13 protein-coding genes and 1 pseudogene are annotated in these 16,130 nt (G+C 69.1%); 6 read left to right on the top strand and 8 right to left on the bottom strand.

What is annotated here, in order from left to right; translation table 11 throughout:
• Positions 1–122 precede the first annotated feature (122 nt).
• Positions 123–833, top strand: a complete 711-nt coding sequence (locus tag ACWDR3_RS11960; RefSeq protein ID WP_450352345.1) for a TetR/AcrR family transcriptional regulator — start codon at positions 123–125, stop codon at positions 831–833.
• 256 nt (positions 834–1,089) lie between these two features.
• On the opposite strand, the pseudogene ACWDR3_RS11955 reads toward ACWDR3_RS11960, so the two are convergent.
• From ACWDR3_RS11955 to ACWDR3_RS11945, 3 genes and pseudogenes are all read right to left on the bottom strand, one after another.
• Positions 1,090–1,452, bottom strand: a pseudogene (locus tag ACWDR3_RS11955) (alpha/beta hydrolase); the annotation flags it as partial.
• A gap of 225 nt (positions 1,453–1,677) precedes the next feature.
• Positions 1,678–2,433, bottom strand: a complete 756-nt coding sequence (locus ACWDR3_RS11950) for an Atu4866 domain-containing protein (RefSeq protein ID WP_450352344.1) — start codon at positions 2,431–2,433, stop codon at positions 1,678–1,680.
• 103 nt (positions 2,434–2,536) lie between these two features.
• A complete protein-coding gene (locus ACWDR3_RS11945; protein WP_450352343.1) occupies positions 2,537–4,369 on the bottom strand; it encodes a glycoside hydrolase family 76 protein in 1,833 nt (610 codons plus the stop codon).
• Positions 4,370–4,720: 351 nt separating this feature from the next.
• Here ACWDR3_RS11945 and ACWDR3_RS11940 point away from each other — a divergent pair, with 351 nt between their 5' ends.
• The 3 genes from ACWDR3_RS11940 (at position 4,721) to ACWDR3_RS11930 (ending at position 8,745) form a co-directional block, all read left to right on the top strand.
• A complete protein-coding gene (locus tag ACWDR3_RS11940) occupies positions 4,721–7,606 on the top strand; it encodes an alpha-L-rhamnosidase-related protein (RefSeq protein WP_450352342.1) in 2,886 nt (961 codons plus the stop codon).
• Positions 7,607–7,700: 94 nt separating this feature from the next.
• Positions 7,701–8,147, top strand: coding sequence for a hypothetical protein (locus ACWDR3_RS11935; RefSeq protein ID WP_450352341.1), 447 nt, complete (start codon positions 7,701–7,703; stop codon positions 8,145–8,147).
• 34 nt (positions 8,148–8,181) lie between these two features.
• Positions 8,182–8,745: a hypothetical protein gene (locus tag ACWDR3_RS11930; RefSeq protein WP_450352340.1), complete on the top strand. Its 564-nt coding sequence runs from the start codon at positions 8,182–8,184 to the stop codon at positions 8,743–8,745.
• Between the two features lie 53 nt (positions 8,746–8,798).
• Here ACWDR3_RS11930 and ACWDR3_RS11925 read toward each other — a convergent pair whose 3' ends face one another.
• The gene (locus ACWDR3_RS11925; RefSeq protein WP_450352339.1) at positions 8,799–10,226 is read right to left on the bottom strand and encodes a cellulose binding domain-containing protein; all 1,428 of its coding nucleotides are present in this window, start codon (positions 10,224–10,226) and stop codon (positions 8,799–8,801) included.
• Between the two features lie 96 nt (positions 10,227–10,322).
• Entirely contained in the window at positions 10,323–11,855 is a 1,533-nt protein-coding gene (locus ACWDR3_RS11920) for a beta-N-acetylhexosaminidase (RefSeq protein ID WP_450352338.1), read from the bottom strand.
• Between the two features lie 294 nt (positions 11,856–12,149).
• On the opposite strand from ACWDR3_RS11920, the gene ACWDR3_RS11915 reads away from it, so the two are divergent.
• Positions 12,150–12,989 carry a GntR family transcriptional regulator gene (locus ACWDR3_RS11915; RefSeq protein ID WP_450352337.1) on the top strand — a complete coding sequence of 280 codons (840 nt, stop codon included), beginning with the start codon at positions 12,150–12,152 and terminating at the stop codon, positions 12,987–12,989.
• Between the two features lie 43 nt (positions 12,990–13,032).
• Here ACWDR3_RS11915 and ACWDR3_RS11910 read toward each other — a convergent pair whose 3' ends face one another.
• The 3 genes from ACWDR3_RS11910 to ACWDR3_RS11900 all read right to left on the bottom strand — a co-directional run bounded on the left by ACWDR3_RS11910 (position 13,033) and on the right by ACWDR3_RS11900 (position 15,468).
• Positions 13,033–13,584, bottom strand: a complete 552-nt coding sequence (locus ACWDR3_RS11910) for a dinucleotide-binding protein (protein ID WP_450352336.1) — start codon at positions 13,582–13,584, stop codon at positions 13,033–13,035.
• Between the two features lie 148 nt (positions 13,585–13,732).
• On the bottom strand, positions 13,733–14,515 hold the full coding sequence (locus ACWDR3_RS11905; protein WP_450352335.1) for an SDR family oxidoreductase: 783 nt from the start codon (positions 14,513–14,515) through the stop codon (positions 13,733–13,735).
• A 113-nt stretch (positions 14,516–14,628) separates the two neighbouring features.
• Positions 14,629–15,468 (bottom strand): SDR family NAD(P)-dependent oxidoreductase, encoded by an 840-nt coding sequence (locus ACWDR3_RS11900; RefSeq protein ID WP_450352334.1) that lies wholly within the window; start codon positions 15,466–15,468, stop codon positions 14,629–14,631.
• A 173-nt stretch (positions 15,469–15,641) separates the two neighbouring features.
• Between ACWDR3_RS11900 and ACWDR3_RS11895 the strand changes: the two genes are divergently transcribed.
• Positions 15,642–16,118: a MarR family winged helix-turn-helix transcriptional regulator gene (locus ACWDR3_RS11895; protein ID WP_450352333.1), complete on the top strand. Its 477-nt coding sequence runs from the start codon at positions 15,642–15,644 to the stop codon at positions 16,116–16,118.
• The last annotated feature ends 12 nt before the right edge of the window (positions 16,119–16,130 follow it).

Here is a 16,130-nt window from a genome sequence, read left to right as displayed (position 1 = left end):
TTCAGATGAATGGCGTGCGACTTACACGCACGAACACCATTCGATACTAGAGCACTGCTCGCGCTATTACGAGCAGTGCTCGTTGCAGTGGTGCATGGTTCGTTCCGAGGTAGGCTCGCGGCATGGCATCGACCCCTCAGGAGCGGCGCGCGGCGCGGCACAACCTGCCCGTCTCCGACACGAGCCCCAAGCGGGGCCGACGCACGAAGCCGATCACGGTCGACGGGATCATCGAGGTGGCCCTCGACATCGTCGCCCGCGAGGGATACCCGGCGCTCACCATGCGCCGCGTGGCGACCGCTCTGGACACCGGATCCGCGTCCCTGTACGCCCATGTCGTCAACAAGGACGACCTGGACGAGTTGCTCATCGGCCGGCTGTGCGCGGAGATCTCTCTCCCTCAGCCGGACCCCGCCACCTGGCGCGAGCAGATCACCGATGTCTGCGCCCAGCTGCGCGACCAGTACCTGCGCTACCCCGGCATCTCCCGCGCCGCGCTCGCCGCCGCGCCCACCAACAACGACACGCTGCGTCTCGCCGAGTGCCTGCTCGCCCTTCTGCTCGCCGGTGGCGTCGCGCCGCAGAGCGCCGCCTGGGGCATCGACGCCCTGTCGCTCTACATCAGCTCCTACACCCTGGAGATCTCGCTGGTCGGCCGCGGCGACGGCGAATGGGTGGTCAGTCGCGACGAGATGCGCCAGCGCCTCGCCGACCTCCCCGACACCTTCCCGCACGTCAAACGCCACGCGGCCGAACTCACCGCGGGAACCGACCACGAACGCTTCGACTTCACCATCGAGCTGATCCTGGACGGACTCGCACGCCGCGGCTGAGGCCGACGCGCGGTGCTCACGTCTGTCGGCGAGGCCCCGACCCCACGCTCTGGGTGGGTGTGACACGGCCACCCAGCCGCCGGTACCGGCCCGTACGTTGGCGGGCATGGAGAAGAACAACCGGCTGAGCGAGTTCCTGCGGGCCCGTCGCGCACTGGCGCGCCCCGAGGACCACGGGATGCCTGCGGGGACGCGCCGCACCCCTGGTCTGCGCCGCGAGGAGGTCGCCGTCCTGGCCGGGGTGAGCACCGACTACTACAGCACGCTCCGCCAGATGGGCGTTGTACCGGACGACGATCGGGCCGACCGGCTCGCCCGCCTCCATCGCCTGCCGCATCGCGGCGATCTCCCGCTCGTCGTGCGCCGTCCGCGGCCGGCCGCCGTGACCGGGCGCGTCCAGGCAGGCGACGTGGAAGCCGCCGTGGAGCGCGAGGCGCCGGGCCCGGCCCAGCATCGCGGGTGACTTCTTGTGGTTGCCGCCGCCATGGCCCATCAGCACCAGTGGCGCGCGATCGGCACGTTGGGGCGACCAGAATGCGCCGGTGACCCCACCCACGGTGAAGTCGTGCTCGATGACACCGTTCGTCGTCGTCTCGGCGGTGAAACACGCAGATTGCATAGGTTGATGCCCTTCGGGTTCGCCTTGTCGAGGCGCTCCCGGCGACACCTATGTCAACGGACCGACCGCGGAAGGGAGGGGAGCACCCATACAGCTGTTGCGTCCATGGGCCTCACCTCCTCGCGCGGTATCGCGGTCAATTCGCACGTTACCAACCGGCGTTCACCCCGCCCAACCGGTTTTCCCGCAGCGGTCCGGGCGCTCAGGACCGCTACGGCGAAGGGCTCAGCCCAGCCGCATCGCGTACCCCGCGTGGTGCAGCTCCTCGCCCCGGAACTCCCCGAAGGCCCAGAAACCGAGGTCGTCCAGGTAGTCGATCCGGTCGCCGTCGATCCAGTACCGGCCCTGGTAGGCGTGCGGGCGACCGCCCCGGGTCTCGTCGTAGCGGCCGTCCGCGGTCAACTCCTGGTGCAGGAAGTCGTTCTCGTCGATCCAGACGCCGACGCGCGGGCTGCCGGTCAGGTCCTGCGCGGCCGGGATGCCGGCCTCGGGAGCGGTGGGGCGACCCGGGGCGTCGGCACCGGCCCAGAGGACGGGCCGGCCGCCCGCGACCAGGGCACGGACCTCCTCAGGACGGGTCAGCAGCGTGGCCTGCGCGCCCGCCACGTCCGGCGCGAACTCGTCCGGCACGATGAGCAGGTCACCGGCGTTCCCGGGCGTCAGCGTCGTGACGTACTCGGAGCGATGGCCGCGGCCACCCACCAGCGCGACGGTGTCCACGACGGCCGGCACCACGGTCATGCCCGTGCAGTCGACGACGATGGCGTTGTCGTCCTGCGCCGCCGTGATGATGCCCGGGCCGACGCCCACCAGAAGGGCGCCCACGAGGAGGACGTCCGCGCCGACCATGGTCCCGATCAGCGGATCCATCGTCAGGACGCGGGCGTTGGTGAACAGGACGGGGCGTCCCGCGTCGTTCGAGACGATCTCCTCGAAGGCCTTGTTGTTCCAGTTCACGGTGTCCGTGGGGGTGACGCTCATCGCGGGCTCCTCAGGTGGGTGGGTGGTGCACGGCCAGCCTGGTCGCGTCCACGGAACGCAACCAGGTCGCCGATATCCCAGGTGCCCGGCACCCACCCTGTGCTCAGCCCGCGGCAGCGGTGAGTGCCCCGAGCGCACTGGCCTGCGTACGCCAGTCGGTCTGGTTGGGGCTGGTGCCGGCCCACCGCTGACCGAGGGCGTTGAGGGAGCTGCGATCCCGCGTCCACAGCGTGTCCGCCTGCTTCTGGACGTAACTCTGGTAGGAGCTGGCACCGGTGGCCTTCGCCAGGTCCGCGAAGTTCCGCATGAAGATGCCCTTGAACTGCTTCTGGTTGTCGTCACAGGACGCCGAGCCGACGTCACACGACTCGGTGAGCACCCCGCCGACGGTCAACTGCGAGCTGCTGATCGCGGCATCGGCCAGCGTGCGGGCGGTGGTCAGGTAGGAACCGTCCCCGGTTGTCCGCCACAGCTCGGTGAAGCCCCCGATGGCCAGTCCCTGGTTGTAACTCCACACGGTGGAGCCGTTGTTGGCGCAGGACGAGGTCAGTCCGTCGTTCACCAGACCTGCCGAGTTGATCATCCCGCTGGCCCGGTACCAGGCGGCGGACGTCCTCGCCCGCTGGAGCCAGACCGTGTCGCCCGGGATGCGCTGATGCAGGGCCGTGGTCAGCCACAGGTACTGCCCGTTCGTCACCGCGTTCTTGTACGTGCGCTCACGGTCCCACCACACGCCACCACCACAACTGCCGGTGTCCCAGTACTGCTGGACGTAATTGGCAATGGTGACAGCCTCGTTGAGATACCGGGAGTCGCCCGTGTAGTCGTACGCGTCGAGCCACGCGATCGCCCACCACGCCGAGTCGTCGATGGCACGGCTGATGAAGTGCCCCTCGATCGCGTCCGAACTGCGCGTACCGGCCGCGAAGACGCCCTTGTTCCGGTCGAAGGTGCGCGCGATGACCCAGTCGTAGTCGTGCGCACCGGTGGTCTTCGCGAAGTCGATGAGCGAGGTGAGTGTGGCGGCGGAGTTCCACCAACTGCTGGGCCACCAGCCGTTGTAGGGGTCGTACGAGGTCATCAGCGCGTCCGCCGCGGCACGCGCCCTGGTCGGCACCGGCCTGACCCATGCGGTGCAACTGCCCTCGTTGTGGCTCGCCTCCCGGCCGCACGCCCGGACCGCACCGCCGTAGAGGAGCCCGCGCGGATCGCGGGTCGCGTACATGGCGGTACGGGTGCCGGTGGCGCCGGACGGGGTGCTGGTACGGCCGCGGGAGGAGCCGTCCGGCCAGGTCGAACCGCCGTCCCAGGAGCGGTCGAGCCAGATCTCGTCAGCGGAGCCACCGGATTCGATGCTCGCCCAGGCCATCGCGTTTCTCTGGTCGAGGTGCAGGCGAATAGTGCGGCCGTACAAGGTCGTTGAGGGCACCGGCTGGTCGTCGCCCGCCGCCTGGCCCGCGCTCGTGCCGTCGCACAGGGTGTCGCAGACGGTCGGATAGGCCCAGTTCGTGCAGCCGACGCCGGCCGCGTCGCCGCAGGCGCGGACCAGACCGCGTCGGTGGTTGCGCGGGTCGGTGATGTTGTACATCAGCGTCCTGGTGCCGGTCCAGGAGCTCGGCACGCTCGCCTTGCCGAGCAGCCCTTCCCAGCTGGCGCCGCCGTCCCAGGAGCGGTCCAGCCACACCGAGTCGCCGGTCACGGCGTTGTCGATGCTGGCCCAGGCCATGTCGTCCGCGTCGGACATGTGCAGTTCGAGGCGCCGGCCGTTGAGGTCCTTGTTCGGCACTGGAAACGTTTCCTGTACAGCCTGCGAAGGGTCCAGCGTGTCGCAGGACAGCACGCACACCTGGGTCGCGGCGGACGCGGGGGAGGCGGCCGGGACGAGGGCCGCGAACGCGAGGGCGGCCGTCAGCAGGAAGGTGAGGAGGAGCCGCATTCTGACAACGATGTCGCATCTGTGTGAGGGCACCGGAACTCGCCTCGATTTCAGAGTGGGGGACGCCGGTCGGGTCTCACTGAGCCATGCGGAGCGGGTACTGGTCCATACCTGTAGGGAGGCAGTGAACCGGCTCGGTGGGGCGCTGTCAACGCCTCCAACGCCAGTGATTCCAGGGGCGGTTCACACCGGCTGTGACGGGTTGACACCCCGTTGCGGGGCGCACATCATCGGTGGAACTTCGGCGAGGCGCCTCGCACATCCACTGCTTCACTCACCTCCGACCTCTGTCGGCTCAGTTTTGAATCGATTCAAGCACCTCGTTCCCCACCCGAACCCGGGAGGTACCCCATGCGGCGCCGCCGCCCCTCGCTGATCCGAACATCCCGTCCACAGCGCGTGCTCGGCCTCGCCGCAGTAGTGGCCGCCGCACTGCTCACGGCTCCCGCCGCCCCTGCGGCGACTTCCGCGCCCGCAACGGGCGTGCGGACGGCGGCCGTTGCCGTCCCGAACTACTCGCCGACCTCGCGCACCCTCAAGCCGACCGCGATCTACCGCACGTCCGGCAGCGTCGCCAACCCGCAGAACGTCCTCAACGGGCAGTCGACGCGGATCTCCGGCTCGCAGTCGGCCATCACCCTCGACTTCGGGAAAGAGGTCGGCGGTGTGACAACGTTGTCCTTCGGCAGTGCGAGCGACGGCGGGCAGCGGGTCGGCCTGGCCTTCAGCGAGTCGTCCCTCTACGTGGGCAACAACAGCGATCGCAGCAGTGGACGCGACGGCGAGGACGGGGCGCTCTACACAACGGCCACCACGAACGGCACCTACACGGTTCCGACCGCTCAACAGCGGGGCGGCTTCCGCTACTTGACCGTCTTCCTGGACACCTCTGGCTGGGTCGACCTCAAGGGCGTCAGCCTCAACTTCACCGCGGCTCCGGGCAAGGCCAACCCCGCCGACTACGCCAACTACTTCTCCTCCAACGACGAGCTGCTCAACCGCATCTGGTACGCCGGTGCGTACACCGTGCAGCTCAACACCATCGCCTCGAACCAGGGCCGTGCCTGGCCCCCGCCCTCCTCGGCGTGGGACAACGGCGCGACCGTCGGCGTGGGCGACTCCGTCCTGGTCGACGGTGCCAAGCGCGACCGCACGGTGTGGCCGGGCGACATGGGCATCGCCGTACCCACGCAGTACGCGTACTCCAACGACCTGGTCTCCACCCGCAACGCGCTCACCACGATGTTCAACGCGCAGTCGGCGGCGGGCGAAATCCCTTGGTCGGGACCGCCGTTCAACCTCACCGGCTCGGACACCTACCACACCTGGACCCTGCTGGGGACGTCCACGTACTACACCTACACCGCCGACCGGGCGTGGCTGGACTCCGAATGGGCCAACTACAAGCGCGGGATGGCCTTCATCACCAACAAGATCGACGGCAACAGCCTGCTCAACGTCACCCGCACCCAGGACTGGGCCCGGGTCGGCCAGGGCGGTGAGAACATCTCCGCCAACGCGCTGCTGTACGCGGCGCTCAAGGGCGGTGCCACCCTGGCCACGGCCGAGGGCGACAGCGCGCTCGCCGCGAGCTGGAACAGCAAGGCGGCCGCCATCAAGTCCGCGGCCAACTCCCTGCTGTGGGACGCCTCGAAGGGCATGTACAAGGACAACCCCACCAGCGGTCTGTATCCGCAGGACGGCAACTCCCTCGCCGTCTGGTACGGGTTGACCGACTCCACCGCCAAGTCGAAGAGCGTCATCGCGGGGCTCGGCAAGAACTGGGGCATCTACGGCCCGGCCACTCCTGAGTGGGGTGGCAACGTTTCCCCCTTCGCCGGCGGCATGGAGCTCAACGCCCGCTTCACGGCCAACGACGACTACACCGCCCTGGACCAGATCCGCCGCACCTGGGGTCACATGCTGACCACCGACATCGGCACCAAGAGCACCTTCTGGGAGGGCGTCAAGGCCGACGGCGGTCTGGCGTACGGCGGTTCGTTCATGAGCCTGGCGCACGGCTGGTCCACCGCGCCCACCTCGACCCTCACCTTCGACGTGCTCGGCACCGCCCCCGAGTCGTCGACCGGCGCCTACCGCTTCGTCCCGCACCCAGGCGACCTGACCAGCGCCGAGGGCCGCATCACCATGCCCCAGGGGCCGGTCAACGCCTCCTGGTCCCGCGACCCCGCCGCCGGCACCTACGCGGCCCACCTGACCAGCCCGTCCGGCTCCACCGGTCGCATCGGCGTGCCGAAGTTCGGCGGCGGCAACATCACGGTGACCGTGAACGGCACCACCGTATGGCGCGACGGAACCTTCACGCCCACCTCCGGCATCACCGCGGCGAGCGAGGACGACACCTACGTCTACTTCACCGGCGTCGCCCCCGGCAGTTACACCGTGGCCGCCACCGGACTCGGCAATCCGGCGCCGCCCGCGGACCCCGGCACCGGCGCGCTGCGGCCCGGCTTCACCCGGTGCGCCGGCGAGGGCGGCACCTGCTCCTTCAGCGGCACCCGCTCGGTGGCCTACGGGGCGGGGACGTACGTCTACAAGACGGTGACGGGCAGCACCAGTTGCGGCAACGACTCCTTCGGCGGCGACCCGGCGGAGAACCTCGTCAAGTCCTGCTACGTGGCCGACGTGGGCGGTCCGCCCGGATACACCGCGTGTGCGGCCGAGGGCGGCACCTGCTCCGTACCGGGCTACAACCGCGATGTCGCCTACGGTGCCAACGGCAACTTCGTCCACCAGGTCACCAAAGGCTCCGTGGACTGCACCAACGCCCACTTCGGCGACCCCATCGACGGTGTCGCCAAGTCCTGTTACCTGCCACCCGACGGAGCACCGGCCGGTGGCTGGACCAAGTGCGCATCCCAGAACGGCACTTGTGCGGCCGCGTCCGGACAGCCGTTGATGTACGGCGCCTTCGGGGCGTTCGCCAGGATCACGGCCACGGGTGACACCCCGTGCACCGACGCCACGTTCGGCGACCCGATCCCCGGTGAGTCGAAGGCCTGTTACACCGCCACCGGCGGCCCGGTCGGCTATGGCACGGCCTGCGCGGACGAGGCAGGGACCTGTTCCTTCAGCGGACAGCAGACCGTCGCCTACGGCGCGCGAGGCACCTTCGTCTACAAGTCCCTTACAGGCAGCGCGAGTTGTTCGACCGCGACCTTCGGCGGCACGGATCCGCTGCCCGGCGTACGGAAGGGCTGCTACCTGACCTCCTAGACCCCGTCGATGCGGAACCGCTTCTCCGGGCGCGGTGTCCTCCTTCGCACAAGGTGGTTCCACACAACGGGACCACCCGCGAAGGGGGATGTCCATGTGGGGGGTACGCGAGAGAACACGATTAAGGGTCTGGGCTGCCGTCGGGGTCGCCGTCCTGGTGCAGGTGTACGTGATCGGGGTGTTCGTCTTCGGTGGCCCGGCGTGGATCACCGCCCCGTTCCGCGGTGACGGGGACGAGCGCGGGAAGTCCGACACCCCGGCCGAGTTCCAGCAGACGACGTACGAGGAGTTCCGCGATCTGTGCGGGGCCGTGCAGAACGCCGAAGGAACGATCCAGGCGCTTCAGGAGGAGCGGAAGTCCGCTTCGGAGACCCGCACGTCACTGATCGACCAGTCGATCACCGCGCTGAGGGCCACGCGGATCGAGTCGGTCAACGACTACAACGCGAAGGCCGCCCAGGAGCTGCGCGCGCCCTTCCGCGACAGGTCTCTGCCGTACCGGCTGGATGCCGCTGCCGAGCGCACGACGTGCACCACCTGATCCCCACCTCGACCCGGGAAGAGGGCAGCATCGCATGAAGAAGTTCGCACGCATGGCTCTGGCCACCGTCGTCGCACTCGTCGTGGGCTTCGCCCTGGCGTCCTGTACCGACTCCAGCCAGGACAAGGAGAACAAGCGCAAGCAGGAGGGCTACGACCACCTCGTGGCCGAGCAGCCGGCGGGCCGCATGGAGTACTCGCCGACCCGTGAGGCGATCAATCAGTGGGTCAAGACGTGGGGGAAGCGGGGCAAACTCTCGTACGTCTACATACAGAACGCCAAGGGCGAGTACGGGTACTTCATCATGAAGGGGCTCCCGACGGCGCGCTGCAAGATGCTCACTCCGACGGAGCGGGCGGAGTCCTACGGCGACAGCGTCGCGGTCCTCTCGCAGCCCGGCATGGACGGCACCTACACGTCGGGCTCCACCTGCAACGCCTACTACGGATTCGACGCCACGACGGGCGCGTACATGGAGTTCACGGTCGGCACGAACCAGTCGTTCTTCCTGTTCGACAAGCCCATGACGATGCCGGAGTACGCGAGCGCCAAGCAGTTGGGGCCGACCTCGGTGAAGGACATGGCCAAGCAACCCTGAGCCATCGGGGGCCGGTTGGGAGAGCTCCGGCCCCCGACATCCGTCCTGCGGGATCAGCTGCCCGGCACGGTGTCCTCGAACGTGGTGCCCGCGCCGCGGTACGCCGTCACCTTGGCGGCGACCTGAGCGGGCGTGAGGACCTGGTCCTTGACGTGCAGGACGTAGTCGACCTGCTGGTCGTACGCCCGGGGTGTGGAGCTGCTCAGACCGCCGAAGTCGATCAGCCACTGGTTGAAGTTGATGGACATCGGCCGCTCCGGTAGATACGCGGCGTCGTGCGTGCCGAACAGCTGCCCGTCGACGTAGTACTTGATGGAGCTGTTGTCGATGGTCAGCACCAGGTCGTGCCAGCCGTTGTAGCTCTGCCGGCCCTCGGTGTGCTGGTTGACCGCGACCCACGGGTCGGCCTGGTAGGTCTCCCAGGACGTGGTGTAGAGGATGTCGGAGCTCTCGCCCCAGCCGCCGTTGGGCAGGTACTCGAAGTCGTACTCGGCGTAGTCGTCGGCCATCGGTGCCGTGAGGTCGTTGATGGTGAAGAAGGTCTGCACGAGGTGGTCGCCGTCGGGACCGTACTTGGGCGCGTCGTTGAACTTGACCCGGGCCGCGTAGGTGCCGTTCTTGAACTTCCGCGCGTTGGTGAGGACTTCGGTCTGCTTGGTGCTCTCACCGGTGCCCGAGGTCGAGGTCTCCAGGTTCATGACGGAGTTGCCGCCCGTGGTGGCGAAGGTGACCTTGTCGGGCGCCCAGGTCGCGCCGGAGACGCCGGGGCCACCGGAGTTGGAGCGCACGCTCCAGCCGTGGGACGAGATCCGCGGGTCGTTGTAGCCGCTGTAGTTGAAGTCGTCGAACAGCGTGGCGCCGCCCGTCGGCGGGTCGGTCGGCGGGTCGGTGGGCGGGTTCGTCGGGTCGTTGCCCGCGGGGGCCTGGCCCCACAGGGTGGCGCCGGCCAACTGCGCCGTGACCTTGGACCAGTCGCCGTAGGAGGTCTGCGAGGCGCCGAAGGAGTAGTCGTCGCTCTGCTTCAGCGAGGCCCAGTTGGACTGGTAGAAGCGCAGCTGCATGTCGCCGGTGTCCGCGCCCGGGGCGAGTGAGCCCGCGCCGGAGGTGAAGCCGATCTCCAGGTAACGGTCGGCCGTGGCGGTCGGGTTGGCGAGCGTGCCGAAGGTGCCCGTGACGTTGGCGCAGCCCTTGACGGCCCAGGAGCAGGCGAAGCGGTAGGCCGCGGTCGCCGAGTCCGCCTTGAAGTAGTACCGGATCCTGACGTTCGCCAACTGCACTGTCGTGGTACCGGTGTTCCTCACCTTGAACCAGGGCTCCGCCTGGTCGGCGGTGGCTCCGGTGGCGCTCGTGCGGTACTGGACGCTGAGCCCGTCGCCGGCCGCGCTCGCGGTGGCCGGGAGCGCCGTGAGGGCGGCGGCGCCCAGGGCCACCGCGACGGCGGCGGACGCGGTGGCGCGGAGCCGGTTCTTGGTGAGTCTCATCGTTGTTCCTCTCCAGAAAGGTGGGGGTGATTCCGGAACGAACAGGTCAGGAGCGGTGCCAGGAGCGGTGCGTGGGGTGAACGTCTGAGGTGGGCCTCAGGGGTGGCGATTGACGCCGAGCGCGTCGAGCCGAGCGGTGTGCGCGTCGAGGCGGGTACGGAAGTCCGGCCACTCGGTCGGGCCGCTCCAGGCGCGGTCGGCGAGGGCGCACAGGCGCGGGTAGGTGAGGTACTCGATGTGGGCGGGCGTGGTGACGAACTCCGTCCACAACTGGGCCTGGGTGCCGAGCACCCGCCCGGCCACGTCCGGGTCCGCGTCCTCGGGCACGGGGTCGTGGGCGTGCACCGTGCGCAGATCGACGACGGTGCCGGGCTGGGCCGGCGGCTCGTGGGGAGCGTCGGACTGCGCGTGGTCGAGGTAGGTCGCCCGGTGGTACGCGTTGATCACCGGGTGGCCGCGGCGGGCAGCGCTGCGGGTGTGGGACGCGTCGCGCCAGGTCATCACCGTGAAGTCCAGGGGCAGTTCGGCACCGGTCTCGGCCCAGCCGACCGGACGGCGACCGCGCCGGACCAGGAACTCGCCGATCTGCCCGAGGAACCAGCCGTGCAGGGACCCGGGGTTCGGCAGGCCCTCCGCGGCGGCTCGTCGACGTGCGGCGGCACTGTGCCTCCACTCCGTGGTGGGGCACTCCTCGCCGCCGATGTGGATGTACGGCGAGGGGAAGACGTCCATGACCTCATCGAGGACGGTCCGGCAGAAGTCGAGGACCTCGTCATGGACTCCGAGGACCGTGTCGCACACGCCCCAGCGCGTCCAGACGTCGAGGGCGCGGTCCGGGTCGTTGCCCAGCTCGGGGTAGGCGGCGAGGGCGGCCCGTACATGTCCGGGCATCTCGATCTCCGGCATGACGGTGACACCGCGCGCGGCCGCGTACCGCACCAGGCCGGTGAGTTCGGCCCGGGTGTACGAGCCGGCGTGCGGGAGGCCGTCGTACCTGCCGGTGCCGGCCGGGCCCTGCTGGGTCTCGGCGCGCCAGCCGCCGATCTCGGTGAGCTTGGGCCGGGCGGCGACGGGCATGCGCCAGCCCTGGTCGTCGGTGAGATGCAGATGGAACACGCTGATCTTGTGCAGGGCCAACAGGTCCACGTACCGGCGCAGATAGGAGACGGGCTGGAAGTGGCGGGCCACGTCCAGCATCGCGCCGCGCCAGGGGTGCCGCGGGTGGTCGGTGATCTCGGAGCACGGCAGCAGCCATGGCGTGTCGCCCTGCGGAGTCTCCGACAGCGCCTGCGCGGGCAGGAGTTGACGGATCGTCTGGATACCGCGCAGCAGTCCGGTGAGGTGCGCGGCGCGCAGCAGCACGGCGTACGGGGCGACCGTGAGGACGTATCCCTCGTCGCCCAGGCTGCCGAGGCCGGCGTCGATCGCCAGCTTCAACTGCCCGCTCGGGGACGACCGCAGGGCCAGCCCGGTGGCCGGGGCGAGCAGGGTGCGCAGCAGCACCGCGGCCGGTTCGGTGCCCGCGCCGATGTTCAGTTCGGTGTCGGCGTCGAGCGTGAAGTACCCCGGCCGCAGCACGGTCTTGGCGGGGCGGGGGACGAGGGTGAGGACGGACCGGTGTGCGGGCATGGATCGTCTCCGGAAGCGGGGGCGCGGAGGCGCGAGGTCGTGGAGACCTGACCACCTGACCAGTGAAGTCCACTGGACAGCTCACCTCTTGATGTGGGGATGAAGGTGGCATAGACCAATGCGGGCGTCAACCCCCTGCGCCGCGAAGGGAATTGGTGTGCAGGTCGCCGGGGAACCGGATGACCTCAGGTCGGTGGTGGTTACACTTCCCCGGTCAGCTGGGCGATTGCGGGTGACCACTGGTCAACTGGTCAAGTGATTGACTGGGGATTCCACGCATGAGGGAGTTGCGACATGAAGGCCGACGAACCAGGAGCGGTGCTCAAGCGCGAGCGCGTGCGCGACTTCATCCTCGACCTCGTCGAGTCGCACCGCCCCGGGGACGCGATCCCCTCCGAGCGCTCCCTCTGTGCCCAACTCGGCGTATCCCGCCCGACCCTGCGCGCGGCGGTCGACGAACTCGTCGCGGCGGGACTGCTGATACGGGAACACGGGCGCGGCATGTTCGTGGCACCCGAGAAGATCACCCAGGAACTGGTCTCCGGACAGCAGGCCATGACGGTCCCTCAGGCCGCCGGGGCCTGGTCGAGCCGTCTGCTGGAGTTCACCACCATCCCGGCAGGCGCCCGCGTCGGCCGCAAGCTGCGCATCTCACCGGCCGCGGACATCGTGTACGTGGCCCGGTTGCGCCTGGTCGACGGCGCCCCCATGGCCATCGAGCACCTGCACATCAAGGCCGACCTGGTCCCCACCCTGTCCGCCCGGGAGTTGGAGACCGGCGACCTGTACGAGCACCTGCGCGAACAGCACGGTGTGCACGCCCATGAGGCCGTCCAGGCGATCGAGCCGACCGTCGTCACCCGGGCCGAGGCCGAACTGCTCGACGTGCCCGAGCTGTCCCCGGCTCTGCTCTTCGAGCGGCTCACCACGGACACCACGGGCCAACCCGTCGAATACGTCCACTCGATCTACCGCGGCGACCGGTACCGCATCGTCTCCCGGCTCACCCTCGGCCCCTCGGTCGCGGCACCGCCGGACCGGCTCGGACACCACCCCGGCATCCCCCCGGGCGACTTCGCGCACCGCGACACGATCGCGTCGTCCACGCGGGGGGACATCCAGTCGGCACAGTGAACTTCCGCTGGGCGAGCGCTGGTGACGGCTTCACGGGATCTGTCTAGAGCTCCCCGGGGCGGCCGTAGCGGTAGAAGTACGGTCCGCCGATGTCGCCGGCGATCGCGCGGGCCAGCCCGGAGCTGTCCTCCAGCAGCCGCGCACCCGGGTCCAGGTCACCGACGTAGACCGGGTCGAAGCCGGTGTCGCTGATGAGCCGCGCGGTGATCTCCTTCGCCTCCGGCTCGGCGGCGTACAGATTGCTCGGGGCCACGCGCTGGGTGCCGATCTGGTCGTACGAGGCGGCGAAGACCGTGTTGAACGACTTCGCGGTCGGACCGCCGATGATCGACTTGACCTGGTGCGCGAGCGAGGGGAAGGCCTCGTCACGGGCCGCGTAGAGGTTGGTCGCGTCGATGGTCACCTGGCCGTCCAGTCCGGTGACACCCGCGAGTGCCTCGGCGATGAGGGTGCCCGGGACGGCCACGACCACCACGTCGGCGTCCGAGGCGTCACCGCCGTCCCGGCCCAGCGTCCTGACCTGGTGTCCGGCCTTCTCCCAGAGGCGGGCCAGGCCGCCGCCGACGTGTCCTCGTCCGATCACCGTGATGTTCATGTCGGGCCCTCCGGCCTGCCGGGAGTTTCATTGACGTATCAACAAAACACCAGGGATGTTGTCGTGTCAACCAATGCCATCAGGGCGGGGGAGGAGCAGCACCCGGCTGTTCCTCCCCCGCCCTGACGGAACCGCGACGGGACGGTTCTCAGACGACCTGCGCGGTGGGCAGGATGGTGATCTCGGTGAGGTTGACGTGGCGCGGCACGGCGGCCATGAAGGCCACGGTCTCGGCGACGTCGGCGCTCTGCAGCACGTCGATGTCGTGGATGAGGTCGGCCATCAGCTTCGAGGCGTCGGGGTCCGTGACGTGGTCGGGGAGCTCGGTGTCGACCATGCCGGGCTCGATGGTGGCCACGCGGACCATCTTCGGGCCGAGCTCGGTCCGCAGCAGCCGGGTGAGGTGGCTGATGTAGGCCTTGGTGCCGGAGTAGACCGAGAACTTCGTGAGGATGCGGGTGGCCGCGATCGACGAGGTGTTGATCAAGTCTGCGGGCTTACCGGCGGCGGCGGAGTCCGTGAGGTGGGGGAGGAACGCGGCGATCACGTTCATCAGGCCGCTGATGTTGAGGTCGATCTGGCGCTGCCAGTCGTCGACCTTCAACTCCTCGATACCGGAGATGAGTTGGACACCGGCGTTGTTGAACACCAGGTCGGCCTTGCCGAAGCGTTCGGCGACCTGATCGGCGGCGGCCTGGACGGCGGCGCGGTCGGTGACGTCGACGGCCAGGGCGAGCGCGGTGCCGCCGGCGGCCTCGATGTTCTTGACGACGCCGTCAAGACGCTCCTTGCGCCGGGCCAGAACGACCACGGTGGCGCCGAGTTCGGCGAGGCGTTCGGCGGTGACGGCACCCATACCGCTGGAGGCGCCGGAGACGACGGCGACACGGCCGGACAGGGGAGTACCGGTGAGCAGGGTGGAAGCGGACATCACAAGACCTCGATCTCTGTGCGAGAAGGTTTGCTGGGAACGGTGTTTGACGGTGTGTCAGGTGGTGGGTGCCGGGCGATGTGCGTCAGGCGACGTGGGCCGGACGGTGTGTGTCAGGCGGCGTCGTCGTGCGCGGTGGCCGCGGACTTCTCGCGCCACGGGGCCAGGTCGTCCTGCACCTGCTGGTACTTGACGTCAAGGCGCTCCAAGGTGTCGCGGCCCAGGTAGAGGTGTGTGGGCAGCTTCGCGGTGCCGGCGACCTCGACGATGAGGGCCGCGCCCCGGACCGGGTCGCCGAGCTGGGCGTGGTTGGCGCGGTCGATCCAGTCCAGGGTCACGTGCGCCGGGGTGTCGTCGTAGTCGGCGATGCGGTTCGCGGCCACGGAGAGCGAGCTGGAGTCGAGGAAGTCGGTGCGGAAGACGCCCGGTTCGACCACCATCGACTGGATCCCGAACGGCGCCATCTCGGCGGAGAGTGCCTCACTGATGCCGGCGACCGCGAACTTCGAGGCGGAGTACAGGCTGACGCCGGGCTCGCCCTCGAAACCCGAGCGGGAGCCGATGTGCACGAGCTTGCCGGACCCTTGCTTGCGCATCACGGGCAGCACGGCGCGGGTGACGTTGATCAGACCGAAGACGTTGAGGTCGAACAGCGAGCGGGCCTCCGCGTCACTGATCTCCTCCAGCGCGCCGAGCAGACCGCGCCCCGCGTTGTTCACCAGGACGTCGATCCCGCCGAACCGCTCCACGGCGGCCTCGACCGCCTGCGGGATGCTGTCGTTGTCCGTGACGTCCAGCGCGACCGCGAAAACCTGGTCGGACTTCTTCAGATCGTCGGGCACCCGTTCCGGATTCCGTACGGCGACCACGACATTGTTACCGCCTGCCAGCGCGGCCCGGGCGATTTCCGCGCCGATTCCACGGGAGGCGCCGGTGACAAACCACGTAGCCATGGGAAAAACCTCTTTCGTCGTTTCCCCTTGGGGGGATTTCCTGTTGACGTAAATGAGTCTGTCCCTTGCTCGCGGACCTATGAAGGCAGCGGTTTTCCTGGGTGTCCCACACCCAGGCTCGGGCGACGGTCGGCGAAGTCGGTGACATGTCAACAACCTGGTACGGTGAGGCCATGTCCGAACCCCGATGGCTCACCCCTGACCAGGCCGACGTCTGGGCGAAGTACCGCAGGGTGCGGCGCGAGCTGCAACGGGCCCAGGAGCAGCAGTTGCTGCGGGATTCGGGCCTCTCGGGGGCGGACTACGCCCTCCTGGCGCCGCTGTCGGAGTCCGCCGACGGGGTGTTGCGGGCGCGGGAGCTGGGCGCCGAGGTCGACTGGGAGCGCAGCCGGCTGTCCCACCAGATCAGCCGCATGGAGAAGCGCGGACTCGTCACGCGCGAGGCCTGCGCCGACGATGCCCGCGGCTCGATGGTGCGTATCACGGAAAAGGGCCGGGACGCGATCGAGGCCGCCGCGCCCCAGCATGTGGAGACTGTGCGACGACTCATTTTCGATCCGCTGACGCCCGACGAGACACGTGTTTTCGGGGATGTGCTGGACCGAATACTGGGTGCTGTGGACATTGCCACTGCCGAGGGGAATTCCTGACCGGCTGGGGTA

The sequence above is a fragment of the Streptomyces sp. NPDC001002 genome, assembly GCF_053599215.1.
This window is presented reverse-complemented; position numbering and strand designations above follow the sequence as displayed.

What these genes read in the sequence shown, in the direction of transcription:
- ACWDR3_RS11960 (WP_450352345.1), top strand. Translation starts at nt 123, where the DNA reads ATGGCATCGACCCCTCAGGAGCGGCGCGCGGCGCGGCACAACCTGCCC.
- ACWDR3_RS11950 (WP_450352344.1), bottom strand. Translation starts at nt 2,433, where the DNA reads ATGAGCGTCACCCCCACGGACACCGTGAACTGGAACAACAAGGCCTTC.
- ACWDR3_RS11945 (WP_450352343.1), bottom strand. Translation starts at nt 4,369, where the DNA reads ATGCGGCTCCTCCTCACCTTCCTGCTGACGGCCGCCCTCGCGTTCGCG.
- ACWDR3_RS11940 (WP_450352342.1), top strand. Translation starts at nt 4,721, where the DNA reads ATGCGGCGCCGCCGCCCCTCGCTGATCCGAACATCCCGTCCACAGCGC.
- ACWDR3_RS11935 (WP_450352341.1), top strand. Translation starts at nt 7,701, where the DNA reads ATGTGGGGGGTACGCGAGAGAACACGATTAAGGGTCTGGGCTGCCGTC.
- ACWDR3_RS11930 (WP_450352340.1), top strand. Translation starts at nt 8,182, where the DNA reads ATGAAGAAGTTCGCACGCATGGCTCTGGCCACCGTCGTCGCACTCGTC.
- ACWDR3_RS11925 (WP_450352339.1), bottom strand. Translation starts at nt 10,226, where the DNA reads ATGAGACTCACCAAGAACCGGCTCCGCGCCACCGCGTCCGCCGCCGTC.
- ACWDR3_RS11920 (WP_450352338.1), bottom strand. Translation starts at nt 11,855, where the DNA reads ATGCCCGCACACCGGTCCGTCCTCACCCTCGTCCCCCGCCCCGCCAAG.
- ACWDR3_RS11915 (WP_450352337.1), top strand. Translation starts at nt 12,150, where the DNA reads ATGAAGGCCGACGAACCAGGAGCGGTGCTCAAGCGCGAGCGCGTGCGC.
- ACWDR3_RS11910 (WP_450352336.1), bottom strand. Translation starts at nt 13,584, where the DNA reads ATGAACATCACGGTGATCGGACGAGGACACGTCGGCGGCGGCCTGGCC.
- ACWDR3_RS11905 (WP_450352335.1), bottom strand. Translation starts at nt 14,515, where the DNA reads ATGTCCGCTTCCACCCTGCTCACCGGTACTCCCCTGTCCGGCCGTGTC.
- ACWDR3_RS11900 (WP_450352334.1), bottom strand. Translation starts at nt 15,468, where the DNA reads ATGGCTACGTGGTTTGTCACCGGCGCCTCCCGTGGAATCGGCGCGGAA.
- ACWDR3_RS11895 (WP_450352333.1), top strand. Translation starts at nt 15,642, where the DNA reads ATGTCCGAACCCCGATGGCTCACCCCTGACCAGGCCGACGTCTGGGCG.